This window comes from Nonomuraea sp. NPDC050451, assembly GCF_044458585.1.
Genome location: NZ_JBITHZ010000005.1, coordinates 149,652 through 171,780 on the forward strand (window position 1 = coordinate 149,652; position 22,129 = coordinate 171,780).

Below are 22,129 nucleotides of genomic sequence, written 5' to 3' on the forward strand. Positions count from 1 at the left end.
ACGGCACCGGGAAGTGTCTCACTGGTCCGGGGCAGGGAGGAGCACTCGGCCGGCGGGGCGGCGGAGCAGCTGGGCGGCGGGGCCGTGCTCGATCAGGCGGCCGTCGTGGATGACCGCGACCCGGTCGGCGATCCGCGCGGCCAAGGGGAGGTCGTGGCTGATGACGATCAGGGTCACGTCGAGGGCGGTGAGCAGGTCGAGCACCTCGGCCTGGGTGACGGGGTCGAGACCGGAGGTGATCTCGTCGCAGATCAGTACGTCGGGGCGGGCGAGCAGGGCGCGGGCCAGGGCGGCGCGCTGGAGTTCGCCACCGGAGAGCGCGTGGGGGCGTCGCCGGGCGGTGTCGTGGTCCAGGCCGAGCGTGGCGAGTGTCTCGACGGCCTCTTCCCGGGCGGCGGGTACGGGCAGGCCGCGCAGGCGTACGGCGGTTCTGGCGACCTGGTCCACGATGGCGCGGTGGGGGTCGAACGAGGCCAGGGCGTTCTGGAAGACGTACTGTACGCGGGCCAGGTCGGTGCGGTCGCGCCGCCGGGGCAGGGGGCGGCCGGCCAGGCGTATGGCGCCGGACGACCAGGGGCGCAGGCCCGCGACGCAGCGCGCGAGTGTCGTCTTTCCGCTGCCTGAACGGCCGACGACGGCCAGCCGTTCGCCTCGGGTGACGTCGAGGGTCACCTCGCGCAGGATCCCGCTGCCGAGATCTTCGATCTCCAGGAGGGCGACCGGTTCCGCGCGGGGCTCCGGCTCGCGGGGGTGCGCGGTGACCAGAGCTTTGGCGTACTCGGTGCGCGGGGAGTCCAGGACGGTCGGGCCGGACTCGACGACGCGGCCGTCCTTGAGCACCACGACCTGGTCGGCCAGTTCCCGTACCAGTTCGAGGTCGTGGCTGAGCAGGACGACGGCGACGCCGAGCCCGGACAGTTCGGCGGCGACCTCGGCCCGGGTGACGACGTCCTGGCCGGTGGTGGGTTCGTCGGCGACGATCACGGAAGGGCCGGCCAGCAGGGCGTGTGCCAGGACGAGCCGCTGTTGCTGCCCGCCGGACAACTGGTGCGGGAAGCGGCGCAGGAAGTCCCGGTCGCCGGGGAGGCGTGCCTTGCCCAGTGCCTCGGGCACGGCGGTGCCGTGGCGCGCCGCGATCTGGCGAAGCACGGTGCCGATGCGCAGCACCGGGTTGAGCACGGTTGCGGGGTGTTGCGGGATGAATCCGACGGTTCCGGGCGGCGGGGGCTGAACGGCGGCGATGTGGCGCCCCGCCACGGTGATGCGGCCGGTGACGCGGGCGCCGGGCGGGTGTTCGCCGAGCAGGGCGAGCGCGGTGGTGGTCTTGCCGCTGCCGGACGCGCCGACCAGGGCCAGTGTCTTCGCGGCGGGCAGGGTGAAGCTGACCCCGTCCACCAGGGTCCGCCCGGGTACGGTGACCGTCAGGTCGTCAACGTGGAGCATGATGGGCCCTCTTCAGTACGCGGTCCACAGTGAGATTCAGCCCGGCGGCGAGCATGACGATCATCAGGGCGGGGGCGAGCACGGCCCACGGGTTGAGGAAGAGCCCGCCCCGGTTGCGGTCGACCATCACCGCCCAGTCGCCCGCGTCCGGCGGCACCCCGACGCCGAGGAAGCTCGCGGCGGCGATGAGATAGAGCGAGCCGGTCAGCCGGGTGCCCGCGTCGGTGGCGAGCACGCGGGCCATGGACCGGGCGACGAACCCGACGGTGATCCGCCACCAGCCCTCGCCCTGCAGCCGCATGGCCTCCACGGCCGGGCGGCTGCCGGCCTCCAGGGCGCAGGCGCGTACCAGGCGGGCGATGTCGGGCAGGTGGACCAGCATGACGATCCAGACGAGCGCGCCGTCGGGGGCCAGGGCGGCCACCACCAGGAGCAGCAGCAGGGAGGGCACCGCCATGAGCACGTCGAGCGGCCGCATCATGGTCTCGTCGAGCATCCTGGGCGCGCTCGCCGCGGCCAGGCCCCACAGGGTGCCCAGCAGGTACGCGCCGGCGGTGGCCAGCAGGGCGGTCACGACCAGGGTCCGGCCGCCCACAAGCACCTGGTGCCAGACGTCGCGCCCGGCGAAGTCGGTGCCGAGCAGGCCCACGTCGGCGAAGGAGGCGGAACGCACCAGCTCGTACGGGATCAGCGGCCCCGCGAAGGCCACGACCAGCGGCACGGCGAGCAGCAGGTACCTCATGCGCGTGGCGCCAATCGGAAGGACACGACGTCGGCGAGCAGGTTCACCAGGACGGTCGTGGCGGCGAACAGGAGCGCGAGCCCCTGCAGTACGGGAAGGTCCCGGTGGCCGACCGCGTCGGCGAGGGTGCTGCCGAGTCCTGGGATCACGAACACGGCCTCGACCACGATGACGCCTCCGAGCAGCCAGTCGACGGTGCGGGCCAGGTGCTGCGCGGCGGGCGCGAGCGCGTTGGGCAGCGCGTGCGCGAACCAGTTGAGCCCCAGGCGGCGGGCGTGCCGCACGTACGGCGAGGCCAGGACGTCGATCATCGCGGAGCGGACCAGCCGCCCGGTGGAGCAGACGGGCCGGACCAGCAGCACCGACACCGGCAGCACCAGGGCGGCGGCGGTGAGGCCGCCGAGCCCGGTCGGCGGCAGCCACGCCAGAGCCACGCCGAAGACCGCCACCAGCACGATGGCGAGCGCGAACTCCGGCACCGCGTAGAGCGCGGCGCTCACCGTGGTCAGCGCCCGGTCGAGCCGGCTGCCCTCGCGCCGGGCGGCGGCGACCCCGAGCACGACCGAGAGCGGCACCAGGAGCAGCACGGTGAGGCCGGCCAGCACGGCGGTGGGGGCCAGCGCGTCCAGGACGATCTCGGTGACCGGGCGGCCGGAGACGAGCGAGGCGCCGAAGTCGCCGTGCGCCAGGGCGGAGGCCCAGGAGGTGAAACGTTCGGCGAGGGGGCGGTCCAGGCCGAGGGCGGCGCGGATGGCCGCGATCCTGGCCGGGTCGGGCTGGTCGCCCGCCAGCGCCACCGCGGCGTCGCCGGGCAGGGACTCCACCATCAGGAACACCAGGCAGGCGACCCCGGTGACCTGCAGGACGCCGACGGCCAGACGACGGGCGGCGTAACGGGTCAGGTTCAAGCCAGTCTCACCTTGTCGAACCTGGCCCAGTCCAGGGTGTTGGCGGGCGCGGGGCGTACGCCGGTCACGTTGGGCGACGTGGCGACGATCCAGTCGGCGAACCCCCACACCAGCAGCCCGCCTTCGGCGTGCAACATCTGCTGCATGCTCAGGTAGGCGGCCTCCCGGTCGGCGGCGGAGGGCGCGGAGACGGCCTTCTCGTAGAGGGCGTCGAACTCCGGTCTGGCCCACTTGGTGGCGTTCGTGGTCGAGGTGGAGAGCAGCCGCTGCGCGATGTGGGTCTCGATCGGCATCGCGCCGGAGCGGAAGCTGACGATGGAGCCCTTGGTGAGGATGTCCGACCAGTACATGTCCTTGTTGCCGTTCACGATGGTGGCCTTCAGCCCGGCGGCGCGCAGGTGGTCGGCGAAGACCGTGGCCGCCTCGACGAAGCCGGCCGCGGCCGTGGAGGTGGTGAGCTCGATCGGGAGTCCGTCCGCGCCCGCCTTCTTGATCAGCGCCTTGGCCCGGTCGAGGTCGAACGCGCGCTGGGGAATGCTCTCGGCGTAATGCAGGTAGCCCTTGCCGAACAGGTCGTTGCCGATCTGCCCGGCGCCGGGCATGACGGTGTCGACGAGTTGCCGCCGGTCGGTGAGCAGGAACAACGCCTCCCGCAGGTCCGGGTCGTCGAACGGCGCGCGGTCCACCTTCATCGCGAACGCGTTCATCGAGCTGCCCGGCGCGCGGATGATCGTGACGCGTCCCGTGTGCCGGCGGGCGGAGGCCGGGGTGAGGTCGTGGGCGTACTCGACCTGGCCGCCGAGCAGCGCGTTCACCCGCGCGGACTCCTCGTTGGCGATGAGGAACTCCAGCTCCTCGATGGACGGCGCGCCCTCCCAGTAGTCGGGGTGACGCTTGAGCAGCACCGAGCTGCCCGGCTTCCAGGACACGAAGGAGAACGGCCCGGATCCCACCGGCCTGCTGAAGTCCGTGGTCCCCTCCGGAATGATGTACGCGCCGAAGGCGGCCAGCACGTTCGGAAACTCGGCGAACGGCCGCCTGAGCCTGAACTCGACCGCGCGGTCGCCGACGGCCCGGCTGTTGCGCAGGTCGATGAGGGCGAGGCTGGACTTGGCGCGGAATGTCTTGCCCGGGTCGGTGATCCTGGCGTAGCTGGCCAGGACGTCCTGGGCGCGTACCGGGCGGCCGTCGTGGAAGGTCGCCTGCCGCAGGGTGACGCGCCAGAGGGTGAAGTCGGCGTTCGGCTCCCAGCTCTCGGCCAGGCGGGGCTGGGGTGAGACGTCCGAGCCGAGGTCGGCGAGTTTGTCGTACAGGGCTTTGGCGCGGGCGGCCTCGTTGAACAGGTTGGCCAGGTGCGGGTCGAGCACCTCGGTGGCGCCGCCGCCGGCGAACACGGCACGCAGCCTTCCCCCGCCGCCAGAGGAGGAGGAGGCGCCGCCCGTGCCGCATCCGGCGAGCAGGGCGGCTCCGGCGCTCAGGCCGAGGAAGCCGCGGCGGCTGAGGTGGTCACGCATGATGGGGGTCCTTCGCGGATCGGGCGACGACGTGGAGTCGGTCGGCGGACAGGGGCGGGCCGTCGTGCGGCTCCGCCCGCGGCCCTGGCTGGTCGAACAGGTCCAGAAGCTCAAATCCGGCCACGGCCAGGAAGTAGGCGAGCTCCCGCGGGAAGAGCAGCCGCCACGCCGACCGCTGCTCCAGCGGCCCGCCGCCCGGCCAGGACCAGACGCGGCGGCGGCGCAGCAGTTGGGCGGCGTGGTCGAGCCACAACTCGGTGCGGGAGGTGTAGGTGACGCCGCCGTGGGCGACGGTGCGGGTGAACGGCTCCGGTACGGGGTGGGTGAGGAAGTGCGCGCCGTTGCGCATCTCGGCGATCAGCAGGCCGCCGGGGCGCAGGTGCTCGCGGCAGCGGTCCATGAACGCGGCCAGGTCGGCGTTGGTGTGGCAGTACAACAGGGCGCTGTCCAGGCACGTCACCACGTCGAACCGGCGGCCGAGCACGAAGTCCCGCATGTCGGCGCGGACGAACCGCACCCGGGGGTGGCGGCCGCGCGCGTGGTCCAGCACCGGCTGCGACACGTCGATGCCGGTGACGTCGTAGCCGAGACGGGCCAGGTGGCCGGCGTCACGGCCGGTGCCGCAGCCGACGTCCAGGAGGGTCGGCCCGCCACCGCCGTCCAGGAGCTCCGGCCCGCCGCCGAAGCGGCGTATCTGGTCGTCCACGAAGCGGGCGGCCTTGTGGTCCGGGTCGGGGAACTGGGTCTCGTACAGGGCGGGGTGGTCGGTCAGGAAGTTCACGCGGGCACCGCCGTGCGGCGTTCCATGACCAGGACGGCGGCCGCGCAGGCCAGGCCGATCGCGGCGCACACGACGAACCCGGCCGTGCCCGCCCAGCCGATCAACGCGGTGCTGGCGGCGGCGACGGCCCCTGAGACCAGGTAGAAGACGCCGAAGTAGGTGCCGGCCAGCGACTCGCCGCCGAAGGTGCCGATGCGCTCGTACACGAACGGGTGGGCCATCATCACGCCGAAGGCCAGCGTCAGCACCGCGACCAGCACCGGGACGATGCCCGGGAGCAGCGCGGGGACGAGGAAGCCCGCGCCCATCACGGCCAGGCCCCACGCCATCGCGCGGTCCCGGGTCGTCGCCGCCTCCAGCCGCTTGGTGATCCGCACCTGGAACAGCAGGGTGGCCACGGTGGACACCAGGAACAGCAGCGCCACCGAGCCCGCCGTGCCCGTCGCCTGCTCGGCGGCGAGCGGGAGGACCAGGTAGAGCTGGTTCTGCAGGGCGTACATGCCGCTGAGGGAGAGGGTGAAGGCGAGGAAGCGGCGGTCGGCCAGGCACCGCCGCCAGTCGCCGAGCACGGAGGAGCCGCTCGGCGTCACCTCGCGCGCCGGCAGGACGCACGCCTGCGCGACGGTCAGCACCGCGAAGATCACGGCGGCGGTGATCGCGGCTGCGCGGAAGTCCACCAGCAGCAGCACGCCGCCGAGCACCGGCCCGCACAGCGCTCCCGCCTGGGCGAACACGTTGAACAGCGCGAACGCCCTGGCCTTGTCGGGGGCGGCCACCGCGATGTACCCGCGGACGGCCGGGTTGAACAGCGCGCCGGCCAGCCCGCTGAGCACGGCCGCCGCCAGCAGCAGCGGCAGCGTGACGCCGAACGCGAACAGCCCGAACCCGACGGCGCGCAGCGCGCACCCCGCGATGATCACGCGACGCGCGCCCAGCCGGTCGGAGGCCGAGCCGCCGACCAGGAACAGGCCCTGCTGGCTGAGGTTACGCACCCCCAGGACGACGCCGGTGACCGCGGCCGACAGGCCCAGATCCTTGGTGAGGTGGCCCGCCAGGTAAGGAACCAGCAGGTAGAAGCCGGTGTTGACGCCGAACTGGTTGACGAGCAGCAGCCGTACGGCCCAGGAGAGCTCTCTCATGCCACCCGCACCCCCAGCCCGGGCTCCCCGCGCAGCCGCAGCACGCCGTCGTGCCCGCCGATGCCGGTCCACGGATCGTCGGCGAGCAGCAGGTGCCCGTCCAGATCGGCCCAGCGGGCCGACGGCGCCAGGTGGACGGCGGGCGCGATGCCCAGGCTGCTGGCCACCTGGCAGCCGAGCATGAGCTCCAGGCCGTGACCGGCGGCGTACGCGGCGATCCGCCGGGCCGCCGAGAGGCCACCGCATTCGGCGAGCTTGACGTTCACGCCGTGGACGGCGTCGGGCAGGTTCTCGACGTCCTCCAGGGTCCGCGCGTCCTCGTCGGCGATGACCGGGATCGGCGAACGTTCGGCCACCCAGGCCAGGTCCTCCAGGGCTCTGGGGGCGACCGGCTGTTCGACGGCCTCGATCTTCAGCGGGGCGACCGCGTCGAGGATCCGTACCGCCGCCTCGGGCGTCCATGCGCCGTTGGGGTCCAGGAGCAGCCGTGCGCCGGGTGCGGCGCGGCGGATCGCGCGGACCCGCGCGACGTCGTCACCGCCGCCCAGCTTGATCTTGAGCATGGGCAGGCCGGGGACGGGGTCCTGGCCGATGCCCACGGTGAACGCGGTCAGGGTGTCGGACCAGCGCGTACCGAAGAGCGCGTGGACCGGCAGCCCGCGTCGTTTCCCCGCCAGGTCGTGCAGGGCCGCGTCCACGGCGGCGAGCACGCCGGGAGCGCCGGCGAGGAGATCGGGCACGGCCTCCAGCGCCTCCTCCGGGCCGGCCTGCTCCGCCAGAGCCGGGCGCAGCCGCCCGAGGAGGTCCGTGATCCGTTCGACGTCGAGCCGGTGGTAGACGCTGCTCACCGCCTCCCCGTGGCCGCGCAGCCCCTCGTGCTCGACGGTGACCAGGACGGCGTCCCTGCCGGTCATCACCGAGCGGGAGATCCGCAGCGGCTCGCGCAGCATCAGTCGTGTCACGCTCCAGGTGAGCCTCACGCCGGCACCTCCGCGAGCAGGGGGTCGGCGACCGTGCGGCAGCGGGCCCAGCCGGACACCTCGACCGCGCGCGGATCCGCGATCTCCACGGGCTGGTCGTGGGGTCGCCCCAGCAGGCCGCGGTCCCGGCAGTAGTCGTCGTCGAAGATCGACCCCAGGTACCGGTCGGGCCCGTCCGGGAAGATCGCGACCACGGTGGCGCCGGGCTCCCTGCGCGCCGTCCACGCGGCGACCCTGGCGACCGCGCCGGTGCTCCACCCGCCGGTCACGAAGGAGCCGCGGGCCAGCCTGCGGCAGGCGTCCACGGCCTCGACCGGGCCCAGCCAGTGCACCTCGTCGAACAGCTCGTACGCCACGTTACGCGGATGGATGCTGCTGCCCAGGCCGCGCATGAGCCTGAGCCGCGCGGGCTGCCCGAACACGGTGGAGCCCACGGTGTCCACCCCGACCAGGCGCAGGCCGGGCCAGTAGCGGCGCAGGCCGCGGAAGACCCCGGCGCTGTGCCCGCCGGTGCCCACGCTGCACACCAGCACGTCGGCGTGCGGCAGCCGCTCGGCCAGCTCTCGAGCCAGCGAGGCGTACCCGTCCGGGTTGTCGGGGTTGTTGTACTGATCGGGCCAGTACGCGCCCGGCAGCCGCTCCAGCACCTCGCGCACCCGTTCCAGCCGTGCCCGCTGCCAGCCGCCCTGCGGGTGGGAGCGGTCCACGACCTCCAGGCGCACTCCGTACGCGCGTAGGAGAGCGCGCATCCCCGGTTCGAGTTCGTCGTCCACCACCAGCACGACCGGATGCCCGAGGCACTGCCCCGCGAAGGCCAGGCCGACCCCGAGCGTCCCGCTGGTGGACTCCACGACGGGGGCGCCAGGAGCCAGGTCGCCGCGCGCGCGGGCGGCGGTGAGCATGGAAACGGCGGCGCGGGCCTTCATCCCGCCGACGCCGAATCCCTCCAGCTTCGCCCAGAAGCCGCCGTGCGGATGCGGGAGCGGGGCGGTGATCCGGGCCAGCGGCGTGCCGCCGGCCAGGGACAACAGGTCGTTCATGGCCGCTCCCCGTAACGGAACACGACGGTGTCGCCGCCGTCGAGCCAGAAGAACGGGTACGGCTCAGCCGACACCGCCGTGACCCCCGCGCCGAGGAAGTGCGGCAGGATCGCGCTGCCCGTCTGGGCGAACATCACCAGCGGCTTGGCCCAGGCGCGGGCATGGTCGAGAAGGACGGGGAAACTCCCGTTGCCCAAGGTCATCCCCGAGGCGAGCACGCAGTCGCAGCCGTCCAGGGCCTCCGTGACGTCGGTGATCACCGGCTCGCCCCACTCGGTGGAGCCGCCCTTCAGGTCGCACGGAACGTAACGCACGCCCCGCTCGCGCAGGCGGTGCAGCAACGAGTTGACCACGCCGACCACGAGGACCCGTTCGACGTGACCGGGCAGCAGGTCCGTCACGGCCGCCGCCCGTGCCAGGGACTTGTCCAGGGACGTTCCCGCCGGCACGGTGACCCGCTCACCCCAATGGGGACGGGACGACATCAGGTAGGCGTCGAGCGCGGCCACGCGGACCGCCGGCGCCTGATGGGCCAGCAGGTCGGCGACGGATGCACCGACGCACTCCTCGACGGTCACGTCGGCGACCTCGTCCGGCTCGACGGCGCAGGAGCCCACGGCCCGGCCCACCCGCAGGCTGACCACGTGGTTGCGGTAGGCGCGGCCACGCGAGTCGTGCCGTGCGCCCTGCCGGGTGGTGAAGGCGGTGCTGACCCGCTCCTTCGCGGGCTCCGGACCCAGTTCGCCGGCGAGCGCCCGCTTGGTCAGCGTCGTCAGGTTCATCGTTCGTACTCGACCTTCAGCGCCGCGACCAGCGCCTCCGCCCTCGTACCGGCGTCGCCGCCCGCGATGTCGGTCACCATGACGTGGCCGAGGTAGCCGTTGTTGCTCGTGGGCTCGCCCGCCTGGTGCCCGGCCGGCCTGACCGACCAGTCGACGACGTCGGGGGCGGCGGCGAGCTCGCCGGTCCCGTGCACGGCGGCGATCCGCCCGGCGTGTTCGGGCAGCAGGAAAGCGATGGCGGCGCTGCGCACCCCGGTCTCGGCGGGAGTGAGGTCGGGCCGCTCCCCGGCGGCGAGCCTGGCGTGGACCATCGGCAGGTCGACGCCGGTGACCCGGCGGACCAGCTCGGTGATCTGGTTGCCCGCCGGGCGCGGGTTGACCTCGATCAGCGCCGGGCCGGCCGGGGTGAGGCGCAGCTCGGTGTGCGCCACCCCCAGCTCCAGGCCCAGCGCTTTGACCGCGGCCACCGCGGTCTCCTCCGCCTGCCCGGCCAGGCCGGCGTCGAGGGCGGCGGGGAACACGTGGCCGCTCTCGACGAACCACGGCTCGCCGGCCAGGCTCTTGCCGGTCACCCCCACCACGTGGACATCGCCGCCGAAGCCGACCGTCTCGACGCTCACCTCCGGCCCGGTGAGCAACTCCTCAAGCAGGACGACCGGCACCCGCCGCTGGCCGCGCGCGTTGACGGGGAACCCCTCAAGATCGAGGAAGGCCGTACGCAGCCCGGCCTGGTCGTGGACCTTCCGTACGTACATCCCGGCGCACAGATCGACCGGCTTGACCACCAGGGGGTAGCCCAGGCCGTTCGCGGCCTCCATGGCCTCCTCCCAGGAGGCGGCCAGGGCGAACCGGGGGCCGGGGAGCCCGGCGTCCCAGAGCACGGCGCGGGCGAGGTCCTTGCGGCAGGCCCGGCGTACCGACTCCGGCGAGGGGCCCGGCAGGCCCAGGCGGGCCGCGACCTCGGCCACGGCGGGCAGGTAGTAGTCGCACGAGGACAACACGCCGTCGAAGCCGAGCGCCTCGTGCAGCCGCTCGACCTGGGGAAGCAGCTCCGCGAGATCGTTGGTCTCCGCGGTCAGCACATGGTCGGCGGCCAGCAGCGGATGCGACCGGGCGCCGGGCGAGGCGCGCAGGTAGTGGTGCAGGTCGCGGGTGAGGAAGGTGAAGCGGTGCCCTGCGTCGCGGATGGCACGTGGCAGCAGCGTGCTCATCGCCCCGACCCAGCTTTCGATCATTAACAGATGTGCCATGCCATCTCCTCTGGCCTCATGTCGTGAAAATGATTACCATTTCTGACATGGCACTGCAATCCGGACATGAAAAACCCCTGGCCCGAGGCCAGGGGTTACCGACGCAGAACGGCGGCACCAACCGGCGGCACTCCTCCCGGCGTCGACCAGCTCCTGACGCCGGCCCGGCGGGTCAACCAGGCCCGCGCCGAGCTCCGCGCGGGGAAGAGCTTCGCATCGCCCGTAACGGCCACGCCGGAGTCTCGTGGGCGAGGGAGCACAGCTCCTGTCTCGACGAATCGCCGGTGACTCCCCATGAGACCACCTCGGTACGGCCCTTGGCGGTCGGCCCGGCCTCGCCGTACTCGACGTCGGCCGCGCAGGTCGGCAGGCTGGGCCCGAGCAGAGCGCCGGCCTCGTCTGCGGGGCGGCAGTTCACCGCCGCGGGGGCGTCCTCCGACCGTGAGCGGGCGTCCCTCCGGCGCCTCGTCGAGGTGCTGGAAGAGGACGTACAGGTGCGGTTCGTCGATGTTCTCGCCGCCCCAGGCGCAGCTCTGGCCGACTGCGAACAATGCGCCGCAGACCACGCGCAAGCTGAGACGTCATCGGATATGGGTCAGGGCAGCAGCGGCGACCGAAGCCCCCGCGGGACACGTTGCATCCTGCGACACCCCGGGGTCCGGAATGGTCGTCGTGCCGATCAAGCGATCGACGTCGTCCACCGCGACGAAGATGAAGCAGATCCCCTGGAACTCGGCCTGCACAGCCTTGTGCTGCCCCACCGGCACCTGCGAGACGCGCCCGTTCTTGGTCATGGTCCGCGCGTAGGACAGTGGTAGATCCAGTGCGAGGCTGACGTTCTGGCCCGCCACATTCCACACGCACGTCGCCCCGTGCTTGCCGGACTCCTGTTTCCCCCGGCCCCTGATTCCGAGGGCCGCGAGGTCGTGCCCGTCGAGAGCGAGGCACGGCCGCGACGCCAACTGCGCTTGGGTGTACTTGCTCAGCTGCGCTGCGGTGGAGGTGGGGGCGGAGGGCGAAGATGTCGGATGGGGGGACGATGGCCGCGGACCGGCCTGCCCGCTCGAACACCCGGCGCTGAGCAGGCTCACGACAAGTACCGGCACCAGTCCTGCTTTTCGGCGGGAGTGCCCGCCCCGGGGACGCCGATCAAGATCGAATCGCGGCATATCGGCACGGTAGTGGCGCCGCGCCGGGACCGGTCCCGCGCATCCCGCCCTTGCCGGCCGGAGTTGCTTACCCGCGACGAGGGCGCCAGGCGTCGGGACGTCCACTAACGTGATCGGATGTCCCGCCTACCCGTTCTCTGCGCAGCCGTCCTGACCGTCGCGGCCGGATTGGGGGTGCGCGCGTTGTTCGACGGCCCCGTGTCGAAGTACGCGGGCGACGCCCTCTACACCGTGTTGATCTACACGCTCGTGGTGCTGATCCTCCCCAGGGTGCGCCCCTGGGTGGCGGCGGTGCTGGCGGCCGGGGCGAGCTGGGTGATCGAGTTCGCCCAGCTCGGGGAGATCCCGGCCGTGCTGCGGCCGCTGCTGGGCAGCACGTTCAACCCGCCCGACCTCTTCTGGTACGCCGTGGGCGCGGCGGCGGCCTGGACCGTACACGCGCTCTGGCTACGGAGGGCCACCCGGGATTCGGCGTAATGCCGGGCCACCATCAGAACGCGTTCTTCAGGAAGGGCAGCAGGGCCTCGGCCGTACGCTCGGGATACTCCGACATCGGGTAGTGGCCCGCGCCGTCGATCACGACGGCCTGCCCGCGCAGCAGCGACGCCTGGGTCTGCGCCTCGGCCGCCGGGTCGGGGAAGTCGGGGTCCTTGGCGCCCATCAGGACCAGGGCCGGGCAGCGGACCTGGTCGATGGCCTGCTCGGCGTCGAGTTCGCGGTTGAGGAGCATGGTGCGCATCGCCTCGCGCCGTTTCGGGTCGCGCAGCATGGCCACCAGCATCGCGCGGTGTCCGGCCAGGTCGGCGGGCTTGGCCGTAGGGTGCGCCATGGCGTAGTAGAGGCTCCACAGCCGCGGGGAGGCGGCGATCAGCCTCAGCAGCGCGCGGACGGCGACGTTGAGGGGGATGGCCCGGATGAAGCCGTCGATCGGGACGATGCCGGCCACCCGCTCGGGCGCCTCCGCGGCGGCGCGGACGATGCCGCCCGCCGCGTAGGAGTTGCCGAGCAGGACGGCGCCGGGCGCGTCCAGCTCCTCCAGCAGGGCCACGATGTCGCCGCCCACCGCGGACTGGGAGTAGTCGTCCCACCCCGCCGACGACTCCCCGTGGCCCCGCAGGTCCGTCGTCACCACCCGGTACCCCGCCTCCACCAGCGGCGGACGCAGGAACCGGTACGCCTCGCGGGTGTCCCCCAGGCCGGGTACGCACACGACGAGCGGTCCTTCGCCGACGGAGTCGTAAGCCAGGCGGCCGCCCGGAACATCAACGAACATGTCGCCACCTTCCTTAGCTGAGGACGTCCACGATCAGCCCCAGTGCGAGCAGCAGGGCCATCGCACCGCCGGAGACCATCGCCCGCCAGGTGGTCGCGGCGCGCTCCCGTACCGAGCGGAAGTACAGGGCCGCGCCGACCACCAGGAGCACCCCCTCCACCACGGCCGTGGCCCACGGGACCTGCCACAGTCCGAGGCCGAGCAGCGGCAGGTCGCCGGCGTTACCGGGCAGCAGGGGCAGGTCGGCGCGGTGGACGAGCAGGTCGAGCAGCCAGTGGCTGAACACCACCGCGCCCAGCACCCACCCGGCCCTGCGGCCCCACCGCCAGGCGGCCAGGCCGCCGTACAGCGCCGACAGCAGCAACGCGCCCAGCAGCGAGTGGGTGTACTGCGCGTCGATCAGCGCCTCGCCGTAGGTGCCCGGGGCGACGGCGTGGAAGGACTCGATCCCGCCCGCCAGGTACAGCACCACGAAGACGACGTCGAGGAACTGCGTGGCGAGCATGAGCGACCACAGCGGGACGCGCGGCTGGGTGGCCTTGACCGCGGCGGCCAGCCCGAAGTGTCCGACGAACATTCAGCGTCCTCCCTTGGGCGCCCGAGTGGCCCAGTGGTCGAGCCCGCCGCACACCACGACGAACAACAGTAAAAAGAGCAAGAAATCCACGTTTCTCCTTACGTCTGCGCGCTCGGCGGTACGACGTTAGAGATCGGGAGCGTCCGCCCGGTATCGGACGATTGTCTGGTGGCGGGGGACGCTACATTCTGATGGTGCTGTGGGGACGGGAGAGGGAGCAGGCGGCGATCGAGGCGCTGATCGCGCAGGCCAGGGGTGGCCGCAGCGGGAGCCTGATCCTGCGGGGCGAGCCAGGGATCGGCAAGTCCGCGCTCCTCGACCACGCCGCCCGGTCGTCAGAGGGCATGCGGCCGCTGCGCGGTACCGGCATCGAGACCGAGGCGGAGCTGCCGTTCGCGGCGCTCCACCTGCTGCTGCGCCCGGCCCTCGACCGGATCGGCAGGCTTCCGGCGCCGCAGGCCAGGGCGCTGGAGGGCGCGTTCGGCCTGGCCACCGCGCCTGAGGACAGGTTCCTCATCGGCCTGGCCGCCCTGTCGCTGCTCACCGAGCTGGCCGAGGACGGCCCGCTGCTCTGCCTGGTCGACGACGCCCAGTGGATGGACCGGTCGTCGGCCGAGGCGTTGCTGTTCGCGGCCCGGCGGCTGCACTCGGAGGGGATCGCCCTGCTGTTCGCGGCCAGGGACGCCTTCCACGCACCCGGGGTGCCCGAGTTGCGGGTCGAAGGGCTCGACCGGCAGGCCGCCGACGTTCTGCTGCGCGAGCAGGCGCCTGGCCTGGGTCCCGCCGTGCGCAAGAGGATCCTCGCCGAGAGCGGCGGAAACCCGCTCGCCCTGATCGAGCTGCCCCGGATGCCCGATTCGCCGCACCACGCGCAGGAGCCGCTGCCGCTGCCGCGCCGCATCCAGGAGGCGTACGAAGCGCGGATCGCCGTCCTGCCGCCGGACAGCCAGACGATGCTGCTGGTCGCCGCTCTCGACGACGCCGGGGATCTCGACGTGGTCGTGCGCGCGGCAGGGAATCTGGGGGTCGATGCCGCCGCCCTGGGCCCGGCCGAGCGCGCCGGTTTCCTGTCCACCACCGGCGGGCGGCTGTCCTTCGGCCACCCGCTGATGCGTACGGCGGCGGCCCGGCGGGCGGCCTACGACGAGCGCCTGGCCGTGCACCGCGCCCTGGCCGGCGTGCTCGACGACGAACAGGACGCCGACCGCCGCGCCTGGCACCTGGCCGCCGCCGCGACCGGCCGCGACGAGCCGATCGCCGCCGCGCTCGAACAGGCGGCCGGCCGCGCCCGCGAACGCGCGGGCCACGCCGCGGCCGCCGCGGCCCTGGAGCGGGCCGCCCGGCTCACCCCCGGCCTGGCCGAACGCGCCCGGCGGCTGGCCCTGTCGGCCGAGGCCGACGCCGACGCCGGCGCCCTGGAACACGCGCAGGTCCTGGCCGACCAGGCGCGGCGGCTGGGCGACGACCCGCAGACTCTGGCCCGGCTGGCGGGTCTGCGCGGCCGGATCGCGTTCGACCGGGGCGCCGTGCACGACGCCCACCGGATCCTCCTCGACGGCGCCGCCTCCATCGCCGACCTGGACCGCAACGGCGCGGCGCTCCTCCTGCTCGACGCGGTGCGCAACGCCTGGTACCTCAGCGATCCGGCGGCCGTCGCCGAGTCCGCGGCGCGGCTCTCCGCCCTGTCGCTGACGCCGCAGGACGGGCTGGACGGGTTCGTCCGGGCGGCCCGCGCGATGGCCGACTTCCTGGCCGGCGACCTGGAGCGGGCGCTGCCGCCGTTCCGTGAGCTGATCGCCCTGGCCGCGGCGATCCCCTCCGGCATGACGGCCCTGAGGATCAGCATCTGCTCGCTGGCCGGGATCTCGGGCGACTTCGACAACGGGCTCGCCATCGGCCATTCGGCGATCGAGGAGTGCCGGGCCGACGGCATGATCGGGCTGCTGCCGCTCGCCCAGGCGGTGCTGGCGATCCATCAGATGTATCTCGGGCGCTTCCGCGACGCCGTGACGACCGCGACCGAGGGACGCCGGCTCGCCACCGACATCGGCCAGACCCACCGCATCGCGCACTTCGAGAGCGTCATGGCCATGGTGGCCGCCGTCCAGGGCCGGGAGCAGGACTGCCGTGAGCTCGCCGAGCGCACGATCGCGCACGGCAGCGCCCATCCGGTGATGACGATCGTGGGCTGGGCCGAGTGGGCGCTCGGCCTGCTGGACCTCGGTCAGGGCCGCTTCGAGGCCGCGCTGGAACGCTTCGACGCCGCCGCCCGCGGGCCGCTCCGGCACCAGATCATGCCCGTCTACTTCGCTCCCGACCAGATCGAGGCCGCCGTACGGCTGGGCCTGCCCGACCGCGCCGCGCACCCGCTCGCCCGCTTCGAGTCCTGGGCCACCGCGGCCCGCCATCCGTGGGCGGAGGCCGTACTGCATCGTTGCCGTGCCCTCCTCGCCCGCGACGACGCGGAGGCGGAGCGGCATTGGGAGCAGGCCGCACGGGCGCACGCCGACGCGAACCGGCCGTACGAACGGGCCCGCACCGACCTGCTCCACGGCGAGTGGCTGCGCCGCGCCCGCCGCAAGAACGAATCCCGGACCCGCCTGCGCTCCGCGCTGGAGACCTTCGAACGCGTCGGCGCCGCGCCCTGGGCCGAGCGGGCACGCGCCGAGCTGCGCGCGGCCGGCGAGACCGTCGCCCAGGGCGCCCCCGACCTGGCCGCCTCGCTCTCACCCCAGGAACTGCAGGTGGTACGCCTGGCCGCCACGGGGGTCACCAACCGGGAGATCGCCGCCCAGCTGTTCATCAGCCCCAAGACCGTCAGCCACCACCTGTATCGCGCGTTTCCCAAGCTCGGCGTCACCACCCGCACCGAGCTCGCCCGCCTCGACCTGGGCTGACCACAGGCGTGAAGAAAAACGGCTGAGCGGCGAACTCCGGGGTGACAGTTCCCTCCGAAAGGACGCCATGGCTGCACCACCTGACGCCAGTGACGTGATGGAAGACGTCACCGTGGTCGAGCGGTCGATGGACAACCCTGATCTCTTCGCCCGCCTGTACGACCGATATTTCAACGAGCTCTACCGATATCTGGCCGCCCGGCTCGGCAGCGAGCAGGTCGAGGACCTGGTCGCGGACGCCTTCCTGATCGCGTTCAACGCCAGAGGCGGCTTCGACCCCGAACGCGGCACCGTGCGGTCGTGGTTATACGGCATCGCGACGAATGTCGTGGCCCGGCACCGCCGCAGAGAAGGCCGCCGGCTGAACGCCCTCAGCAAGGTCCCGGCCGAGATCTCCGCCGACGGGCACGAGGACCGGGTGACCTCGCAGCTCGCGGCCGAGGCCAGCAGGCCGGAGCTCGTACGCGAGCTGAAAGGGCTCGCGAAGGGCGATCGCGACGTGGTGTTCCTGCTCGTGTTCGGCGGGCTCGGCTACGAGGAGATCGCTACCGCGCTGGACATACCGGTCGGGACCGTCGGGTCCCGGATCAACAGGGCGAGGAAGAAGCTGCGTACCGCCCTGGGCGACGTCAACCCGATGAGGGAGTGGTGATGGACGAGCTCAAACTGATCGAGACCGTGTTCGCGGAGCCGGAGCCCACACCGCAGGCCGCGGCGGCGGGGCGGGCCCGCTTCCTCCGGCTGGCCCACGAGGCACCAGGCTCCCCGTCCGGCCGTCCGCGCCGAGGGTGGGCCGCCGCGCTGCCGGTCCGGCGCGTCGCCCTGGTCGGCGCGATGGCGGTGGCGCTCACCGCCGGCATCATCGTCACCGAGGTGGGTCTGGGCGGCTCCGACCCGAACGCTCCCGGGCACCTCCTCGCCGCGCCTCCGGCCGACGCCAAGGCACTGCTCGGCCTCGCCGCGCGGGCCGCCGCCGGCCAGCGTGACACCGTGCCGTCCCGCGGCCAGTACGTCCACACCAAGACACTGGCCCAGCGCAGCCTGTACACCAAGGACAAGTCGGGCACGACGCAGTACACCAAGGTGCTGGCCAACGAGGAGCGCTGGGAGGCCGCCGACGTGGGCAAGCCCTGGCTGAGCCGCGAGCAGGGCCTGTCAGCCACGGGACCGGCGCCCCGGCGTTTCTGGGACCACGGCGTCGAGGACATCCTCTCCGAGTCGTCGGGCTGCCCCGGCCAGCCGGCCTACGCCCGGCTGGGCGCCTGGCCGACGGACCCCGTCCAGGTGCGCGCGAAGATCGTGGCCGACACGGGCGAGAAGCCGCTGCGCATCTGGTCCTCCCTCCAGGGTCTGATCCGCGAGTCCGTGGTACGGCCCAGCCTGGGCGCCGCGCTGTACCAGGTGGCCGCCGGGCTGGACGGCATCGTGCTCATCGAGGACGCCGTGGACGTCGCCGGCCGCCCCGGGCTGGCCGTCGCCATGGACGAGGGCAACGGCACGCGGTCCGAGCTGATCTTCGACCGGCAGACCTATCGCTACCTGGGCGAGCGCACGGTGAACACCAGGGACGCAAAGGTGGAGCTGCCTGCCGGCGGCGAGTACATCCAGAAAAAGGGTGCGGTGACCGGCACCGCCGTGCTCGCCGTCGATCTCGTCCCGGGCCTGCCCGAGGTGTCGCCGAAGGCGTCCCGCATGAAGATCCCCTGCTGAGACCTTCCCCCAGATCCGGCCTTTTCGGCCGGGAGTTCAGTTTCGCATGCCCACATTTGAACGAAGGAGCACACCCATGTTCATCGCCAAGGCCGTCGCGGCCACCCTGCTCGCCGGTTCGTTCGGCGGCCTCACCTCGCTGCCGTCGGGGGATGATGCCGCGTACGACCAGCAGCGGCAGATGGAGGACAAGCGCGTCGCCTGCATGACGGAGCAGGGCTTCGACTACGTGGCCGCACTGGCGCCCGAGCGCCAGTGGCAGCCCGGGGAGCGGGAACGGCTCGCGGGCGACCTCCAGGCGCTGCGGACGTACCGGGCCAAGTACGGCTTCGGCGTCTGGTCCCCGAATGTCTATCCGAAGGATGAGGTGGTCAACCCCACCTCGCGGGAGAACCCGAACAACAAGACGCTGATGTCGCTCTCGGCCGCCGAGCTGAAGAAGTGGCGCGCCGCCGACGACGCCTGCTTCTCCCGGGCGGTCAAGGAGGTGCTGGGCAAGACCGTCACCTCCCAGCAGGACTTCTACGACCAGCTCGAAGCGGCGGAGCAGAAGTCGCTGAGCGTCCTCGACCAGGACAAGGAGCTCGTACGGCTGGGCAGGCAGTTCGCCACGTGCCTGGGGGTCGGCGAGACCAGGCCGACGGCGCTGGACGGTCTGAGCCACACGAAGATCGTGCGGCAGGCCTCGGAGGTCGCCAGGAAGGCCTGGAAGGGCGAACTTCCCAAGGCGCCCAAGGGCAAGACCATCATCTTCAGGCCGAACCTGAAGCCGGCGGAGGCCAGGCCGTACCTTGCCAAGGAGATCAAGGCGGCGCTGAAGGACCTGGAGTGCGGTAAGGCCTTCTACCCCGCCTACTCGCCCAAGGCCGTGGAGATCACGTCGCGGGTTTACCAGGAGTTCGGCAGGGAGGGCGCGGCCCAGGCGATCGCATCCCGGATCTACCGGAAGATCATCTGACCGGACGGCAATGGCGGGCCGCTCGTAGCACCCCGAACGGCCCGCCCCCACGCGGCAGAAAGGCGTGCGTATGATCAAGGTTCTGCTCTCGCTGGCACTCTTAGGCGCTCCCCCGGATCCCGGCGGAGCTCCTCCCCCGGCCGCGGGAACGGTGACGCTGCTGACCGGGGACAGGGTCGTGGTGAGCGCCTCAGGCCATCGCGTCGAGCCCGCGCAGGGCAGGCGTGTGCGCGCAGGAGCGTCTGGTCCAGGCCGGGCCACCGCTACGACCTCGTCGACCCCCGCGAAGGCGGCCTGCCCGAGGACCCCGGCTACGCCGGGCGGGTCAAGGAGCTGACCCGGACCTCCGCCGCGTACCGGGCGACGGGGACGGCGCAGAACACGGAGGTCCTCGTGGGCGTGCAGGCCTCCGAGGGCGCCCCGGCATGGGCGACCGTGCCCGTCAGTGTGCCGCTGCCCGGCACCCTCACCCATCACCGCACTCCCGGCCTGCGGTGGATGTCCCTCGTCAGGAGCGGCACCTGGGAGATCACCTCCGAGATCGCGCCCCAGGCTCCCCGGGAGGTGTGGAACGATGCGGTGGCCGGCCCGTCGTTCGCCACGTCGGCCGGCGGCCGTACCGGAGACGAGTTGTTCTTCAGCGCGGCGCGGCTGTTCGCCGACGCCGCGGCGGGGCGCACCGGCATGGACAAGGCCGCCACCGGCGAGCTGGTGCTGGCCCGTGAGGGCACGGTCGTGACACGGGCACCGGTCGCCGAGTGCACTTTCGAAGAGGGCTGCACGCTCGTCGCGACGCTGCCGCCCGAGCCCGCGGCCTACACGCTGACGGCCACCGCCAAGCGGACCGGAGCGCTGTCCACCGCGGTGGAGTCGGTGTGGTCGTTCCGCTCGCAGCACACGGACGAGGGGAAGGGGCTGCCGCTGATGGCGGTCCGCTTCGCGCCCGCCGGGCTCGACGCGGCCAACCGGGCGCGTCCGGGCTCGGTCACCAGGGTGCCGATCCGGGTGGAGCGCGATCCGGGCGCGCCGGAGTCGGCCGTGCGCGAGCTCGCGCTGGAGGCGTCCACCGACGACGGCGTGACGTGGCGGGCGGTGCCCGTCGTACGCGCCGGCGACGGATGGACCGCGCTGGTGACCAACCCGCGCGCGGGCCACGTCTCGCTCCGCGCGAGGGCCGGCGACCACGCGGGGGCGAGCGTCGTCCAGACGATCACCCGCGCCTGGGCGATCGGCTCGTGACGCCCGTCGCGTAGCGGGCCCTCGGAGGCGGGCTCCGGTCGCGGTGGCACGCCCTTGAAATGCCATTTCACGCTCTCTCGGATACATATTTTGACAGCAAAATAGCTTAGGTCAGGCACGGCGTATACGGTCAGCAATGCCATTACGACGCAACGCATTCATTGCGGAGATTCCACCAATTCTGTAAATTCAGTGGCGATACTCCTCACCGTTCACTTATTAACCGGCACTATTCCTGATTTGGTGTCGTCCTAGCCGCAGTAACCGCATAACGGCAGGCGGGCGTGCGCGTACACCCGAGATCTCGGATGGCATGGGCAGGTGGGAATGACGACGGTCGGAGAACCGGATCGGGCCGCTCCCGGCGGGACGCGGCCGTGGCCGGGCGGGGCAGCGCGGTGGTACCGCCGGGACCCGCTGGGGTTCGTCGAGCACGCGGCCCGCGAGCGGGGCCCGGTGTTCCGGCTGCCCGACGACGGGTCGCTGTGCGTGGCCGACCCGGCGGAGGCCCTGCGGGTGCTGCACGACGAGGAGGGCCACTACGACGATGTGTCCGACTTCTTCCACGTCCGCGGCGGCCGGCTGGAGCCGAGGGAGACGCAGGTCGCGATCGGGCGGGCGGCCCGCGCGACGTTACGCGCCCACCTGGCCGCGCATCGGGAGCGGCTGCCCGCCGTGGTGGCGGAACTGGGAGAGGTCAGCGAGTGGCCCTCGGCCGGGCACGCCGCCGCGTACCGGTTCCTCGCCGAGGCGCTGCTGCGGCCGGACAGCCCGCCACCCTTGCGGGAGCTGATGGAGCAGGTGGTGCGGAACGATGTCCTGATCCGCCCCAGCGGCCGGCTGGCGAGCCTGACGCGGCGGGCGCTGTGGGCGCGCGTGGTGCGGGCGCTCGCCGGCGAGGTGCTCGCCCGCCGGGCCGATCCGCGGTCCGGCGGGCCCGGCGACCTGCTGGACGCCGTACTCGAGGCCGCCCCGCCCGATACGCCCGCCTCGCAGCTCGCGCAGGTGTACCTGCTGCTGTTCCGAACCTCGGTGGCGCCGGTGGGTCACGTGGTCGCGTGGGCGCTGCTGGAAGCCGTGACCGACGGCGTCGACCTGGCGGCCGTGCCCGCGGAGTCGGCCGTGCGGGAGTCGCTGCGGCTGTGGCCGGTGGCGTGGCTGCTGGGCCGCCCCGTACTCCGCGCTCATCAGGTCGGCGGCGTGCAGTTGGAGCCTGGGGAAAGCGTGTCGGTCTGCGTCTATCTGCTGCACCGCGACGAACGGCACTGGCCGCAGGCCGGCCGGTTCCGGCCCGGCAGGTGGGACGGCCCCGGTCCCCGTGGGCCCTACCTGCCCTTCGGCGGCGGCCCGTTCACCTGCGCCGGCGCCGTCGTCGCCCGCAACCTGGCCTCCGACCTGCTCGCCGCCGTGACCGACGGCGCCCGTCTGGAGGTACGCGGCGGTCGCGGACAGCCCCACGTGGCGGGCATCATCACCCCTCCCCCGTTCCAACTCCGCCGGACCCCCTTCGGTCGTCAGGAAAGGAGGTGAACTCCATGAGGAAGTTGCTGCGCCGGGTCACCGGCCGCCGGATCAACCGGCAGGCCTGGTTCATCTGGTAGTCCATCTCCGCCGGCCGTGGGGGGGGGGGCGGGGGGGCCCGCCGCCCGCCGGGGGGCGCGCCCGCCCGGCCCCCCCCGCCCCCCCGGCCCCCGGGGGGGGGGGGGGGGGGGGGGGGGGGGGCGGCC

Annotated in this window: 20 protein-coding genes; 7 read left to right on the top strand and 13 right to left on the bottom strand. The window is 72.9% G+C overall.

Annotated features, from left to right (window positions below):
* Positions 1-18: 18 nt before the first annotated feature.
* The 11 genes from ACIBI9_RS19170 to ACIBI9_RS19220 all read right to left on the bottom strand — a co-directional run bounded on the left by ACIBI9_RS19170 (position 19) and on the right by ACIBI9_RS19220 (position 11,748).
* On the bottom strand, positions 19-1,443 hold the full coding sequence (locus ACIBI9_RS19170) for an ABC transporter ATP-binding protein (RefSeq protein ID WP_397223467.1): 1,425 nt from the start codon (positions 1,441-1,443) through the stop codon (positions 19-21).
* Positions 1,430-2,185 (bottom strand): ABC transporter permease, encoded by a 756-nt coding sequence (locus tag ACIBI9_RS19175; protein WP_397223468.1) that lies wholly within the window; start codon positions 2,183-2,185, stop codon positions 1,430-1,432. The genes ACIBI9_RS19170 and ACIBI9_RS19175 overlap by 14 nt, the downstream gene beginning before the upstream one ends.
* On the bottom strand, positions 2,182-3,093 hold the full coding sequence (locus tag ACIBI9_RS19180) for an ABC transporter permease (protein WP_397223469.1): 912 nt from the start codon (positions 3,091-3,093) through the stop codon (positions 2,182-2,184). The genes ACIBI9_RS19175 and ACIBI9_RS19180 overlap by 4 nt, the downstream gene beginning before the upstream one ends.
* Complete coding sequence (locus tag ACIBI9_RS19185; RefSeq protein ID WP_397223470.1) at positions 3,090-4,607, bottom strand: ABC transporter substrate-binding protein; 1,518 nt, start codon at positions 4,605-4,607, stop codon at positions 3,090-3,092. The genes ACIBI9_RS19180 and ACIBI9_RS19185 overlap by 4 nt, the downstream gene beginning before the upstream one ends.
* Positions 4,600-5,388 carry a class I SAM-dependent methyltransferase gene (locus ACIBI9_RS19190; RefSeq protein WP_397223471.1) on the bottom strand — a complete coding sequence of 263 codons (789 nt, stop codon included), beginning with the start codon at positions 5,386-5,388 and terminating at the stop codon, positions 4,600-4,602. Before ACIBI9_RS19190 ends, ACIBI9_RS19185 begins: the two co-directional genes overlap by 8 nt.
* The gene (locus ACIBI9_RS19195) at positions 5,385-6,527 is read right to left on the bottom strand and encodes an MFS transporter (RefSeq protein WP_397223472.1); all 1,143 of its coding nucleotides are present in this window, start codon (positions 6,525-6,527) and stop codon (positions 5,385-5,387) included. Before ACIBI9_RS19195 ends, ACIBI9_RS19190 begins: the two co-directional genes overlap by 4 nt.
* The gene (locus ACIBI9_RS19200; RefSeq protein WP_397223473.1) at positions 6,524-7,507 is read right to left on the bottom strand and encodes a dipeptide epimerase; all 984 of its coding nucleotides are present in this window, start codon (positions 7,505-7,507) and stop codon (positions 6,524-6,526) included. The genes ACIBI9_RS19195 and ACIBI9_RS19200 overlap by 4 nt, the downstream gene beginning before the upstream one ends.
* Positions 7,504-8,547: a PLP-dependent cysteine synthase family protein gene (locus ACIBI9_RS19205; RefSeq protein WP_397223474.1), complete on the bottom strand. Its 1,044-nt coding sequence runs from the start codon at positions 8,545-8,547 to the stop codon at positions 7,504-7,506. The genes ACIBI9_RS19200 and ACIBI9_RS19205 overlap by 4 nt, the downstream gene beginning before the upstream one ends.
* Positions 8,544-9,329 carry a Rossmann-like domain-containing protein gene (locus ACIBI9_RS19210; RefSeq protein WP_397223475.1) on the bottom strand — a complete coding sequence of 262 codons (786 nt, stop codon included), beginning with the start codon at positions 9,327-9,329 and terminating at the stop codon, positions 8,544-8,546. The genes ACIBI9_RS19205 and ACIBI9_RS19210 overlap by 4 nt, the downstream gene beginning before the upstream one ends.
* Positions 9,326-10,579 carry an ATP-grasp domain-containing protein gene (locus ACIBI9_RS19215; protein WP_397223476.1) on the bottom strand — a complete coding sequence of 418 codons (1,254 nt, stop codon included), beginning with the start codon at positions 10,577-10,579 and terminating at the stop codon, positions 9,326-9,328. Before ACIBI9_RS19215 ends, ACIBI9_RS19210 begins: the two co-directional genes overlap by 4 nt.
* 581 nt (positions 10,580-11,160) lie before the next feature.
* A complete protein-coding gene (locus tag ACIBI9_RS19220) occupies positions 11,161-11,748 on the bottom strand; it encodes a DUF3558 family protein (RefSeq protein WP_397223477.1) in 588 nt (195 codons plus the stop codon).
* A 117-nt stretch (positions 11,749-11,865) separates the two neighbouring features.
* On the opposite strand from ACIBI9_RS19220, the gene ACIBI9_RS19225 reads away from it, so the two are divergent.
* Positions 11,866-12,225 carry a DUF2809 domain-containing protein gene (locus ACIBI9_RS19225; RefSeq protein WP_397223478.1) on the top strand — a complete coding sequence of 120 codons (360 nt, stop codon included), beginning with the start codon at positions 11,866-11,868 and terminating at the stop codon, positions 12,223-12,225.
* Between the two features lie 13 nt (positions 12,226-12,238).
* Here the strand turns inward: ACIBI9_RS19225 and ACIBI9_RS19230 are convergent, their stop codons facing one another.
* The gene (locus ACIBI9_RS19230) at positions 12,239-13,021 is read right to left on the bottom strand and encodes an alpha/beta fold hydrolase (RefSeq protein ID WP_397223479.1); all 783 of its coding nucleotides are present in this window, start codon (positions 13,019-13,021) and stop codon (positions 12,239-12,241) included.
* A gap of 13 nt (positions 13,022-13,034) precedes the next feature.
* Complete coding sequence (locus ACIBI9_RS19235; protein WP_397223480.1) at positions 13,035-13,598, bottom strand: permease; 564 nt, start codon at positions 13,596-13,598, stop codon at positions 13,035-13,037.
* A 191-nt stretch (positions 13,599-13,789) separates the two neighbouring features.
* Here ACIBI9_RS19235 and ACIBI9_RS19240 point away from each other — a divergent pair, with 191 nt between their 5' ends.
* The 6 genes from ACIBI9_RS19240 to ACIBI9_RS19265 all read left to right on the top strand — a co-directional run bounded on the left by ACIBI9_RS19240 (position 13,790) and on the right by ACIBI9_RS19265 (position 21,932).
* Positions 13,790-16,495: a LuxR C-terminal-related transcriptional regulator gene (locus ACIBI9_RS19240; protein WP_397223481.1), complete on the top strand. Its 2,706-nt coding sequence runs from the start codon at positions 13,790-13,792 to the stop codon at positions 16,493-16,495.
* A gap of 67 nt (positions 16,496-16,562) precedes the next feature.
* Entirely contained in the window at positions 16,563-17,147 is a 585-nt protein-coding gene (locus tag ACIBI9_RS19245; RefSeq protein ID WP_397223482.1) for an RNA polymerase sigma factor, read from the top strand.
* Positions 17,147-18,205: a CU044_5270 family protein gene (locus ACIBI9_RS19250; RefSeq protein ID WP_397223483.1), complete on the top strand. Its 1,059-nt coding sequence runs from the start codon at positions 17,147-17,149 to the stop codon at positions 18,203-18,205. The genes ACIBI9_RS19245 and ACIBI9_RS19250 overlap by 1 nt, the downstream gene beginning before the upstream one ends.
* 76 nt (positions 18,206-18,281) lie before the next feature.
* The gene (locus tag ACIBI9_RS19255) at positions 18,282-19,163 is read left to right on the top strand and encodes a hypothetical protein (RefSeq protein ID WP_397223484.1); all 882 of its coding nucleotides are present in this window, start codon (positions 18,282-18,284) and stop codon (positions 19,161-19,163) included.
* Between the two features lie 393 nt (positions 19,164-19,556).
* Positions 19,557-20,402 carry a hypothetical protein gene (locus tag ACIBI9_RS19260; RefSeq protein WP_397223485.1) on the top strand — a complete coding sequence of 282 codons (846 nt, stop codon included), beginning with the start codon at positions 19,557-19,559 and terminating at the stop codon, positions 20,400-20,402.
* Positions 20,403-20,729: 327 nt separating this feature from the next.
* The gene (locus ACIBI9_RS19265; protein ID WP_397223486.1) at positions 20,730-21,932 is read left to right on the top strand and encodes a cytochrome P450; all 1,203 of its coding nucleotides are present in this window, start codon (positions 20,730-20,732) and stop codon (positions 21,930-21,932) included.
* The last annotated feature ends 197 nt before the right edge of the window (positions 21,933-22,129 follow it).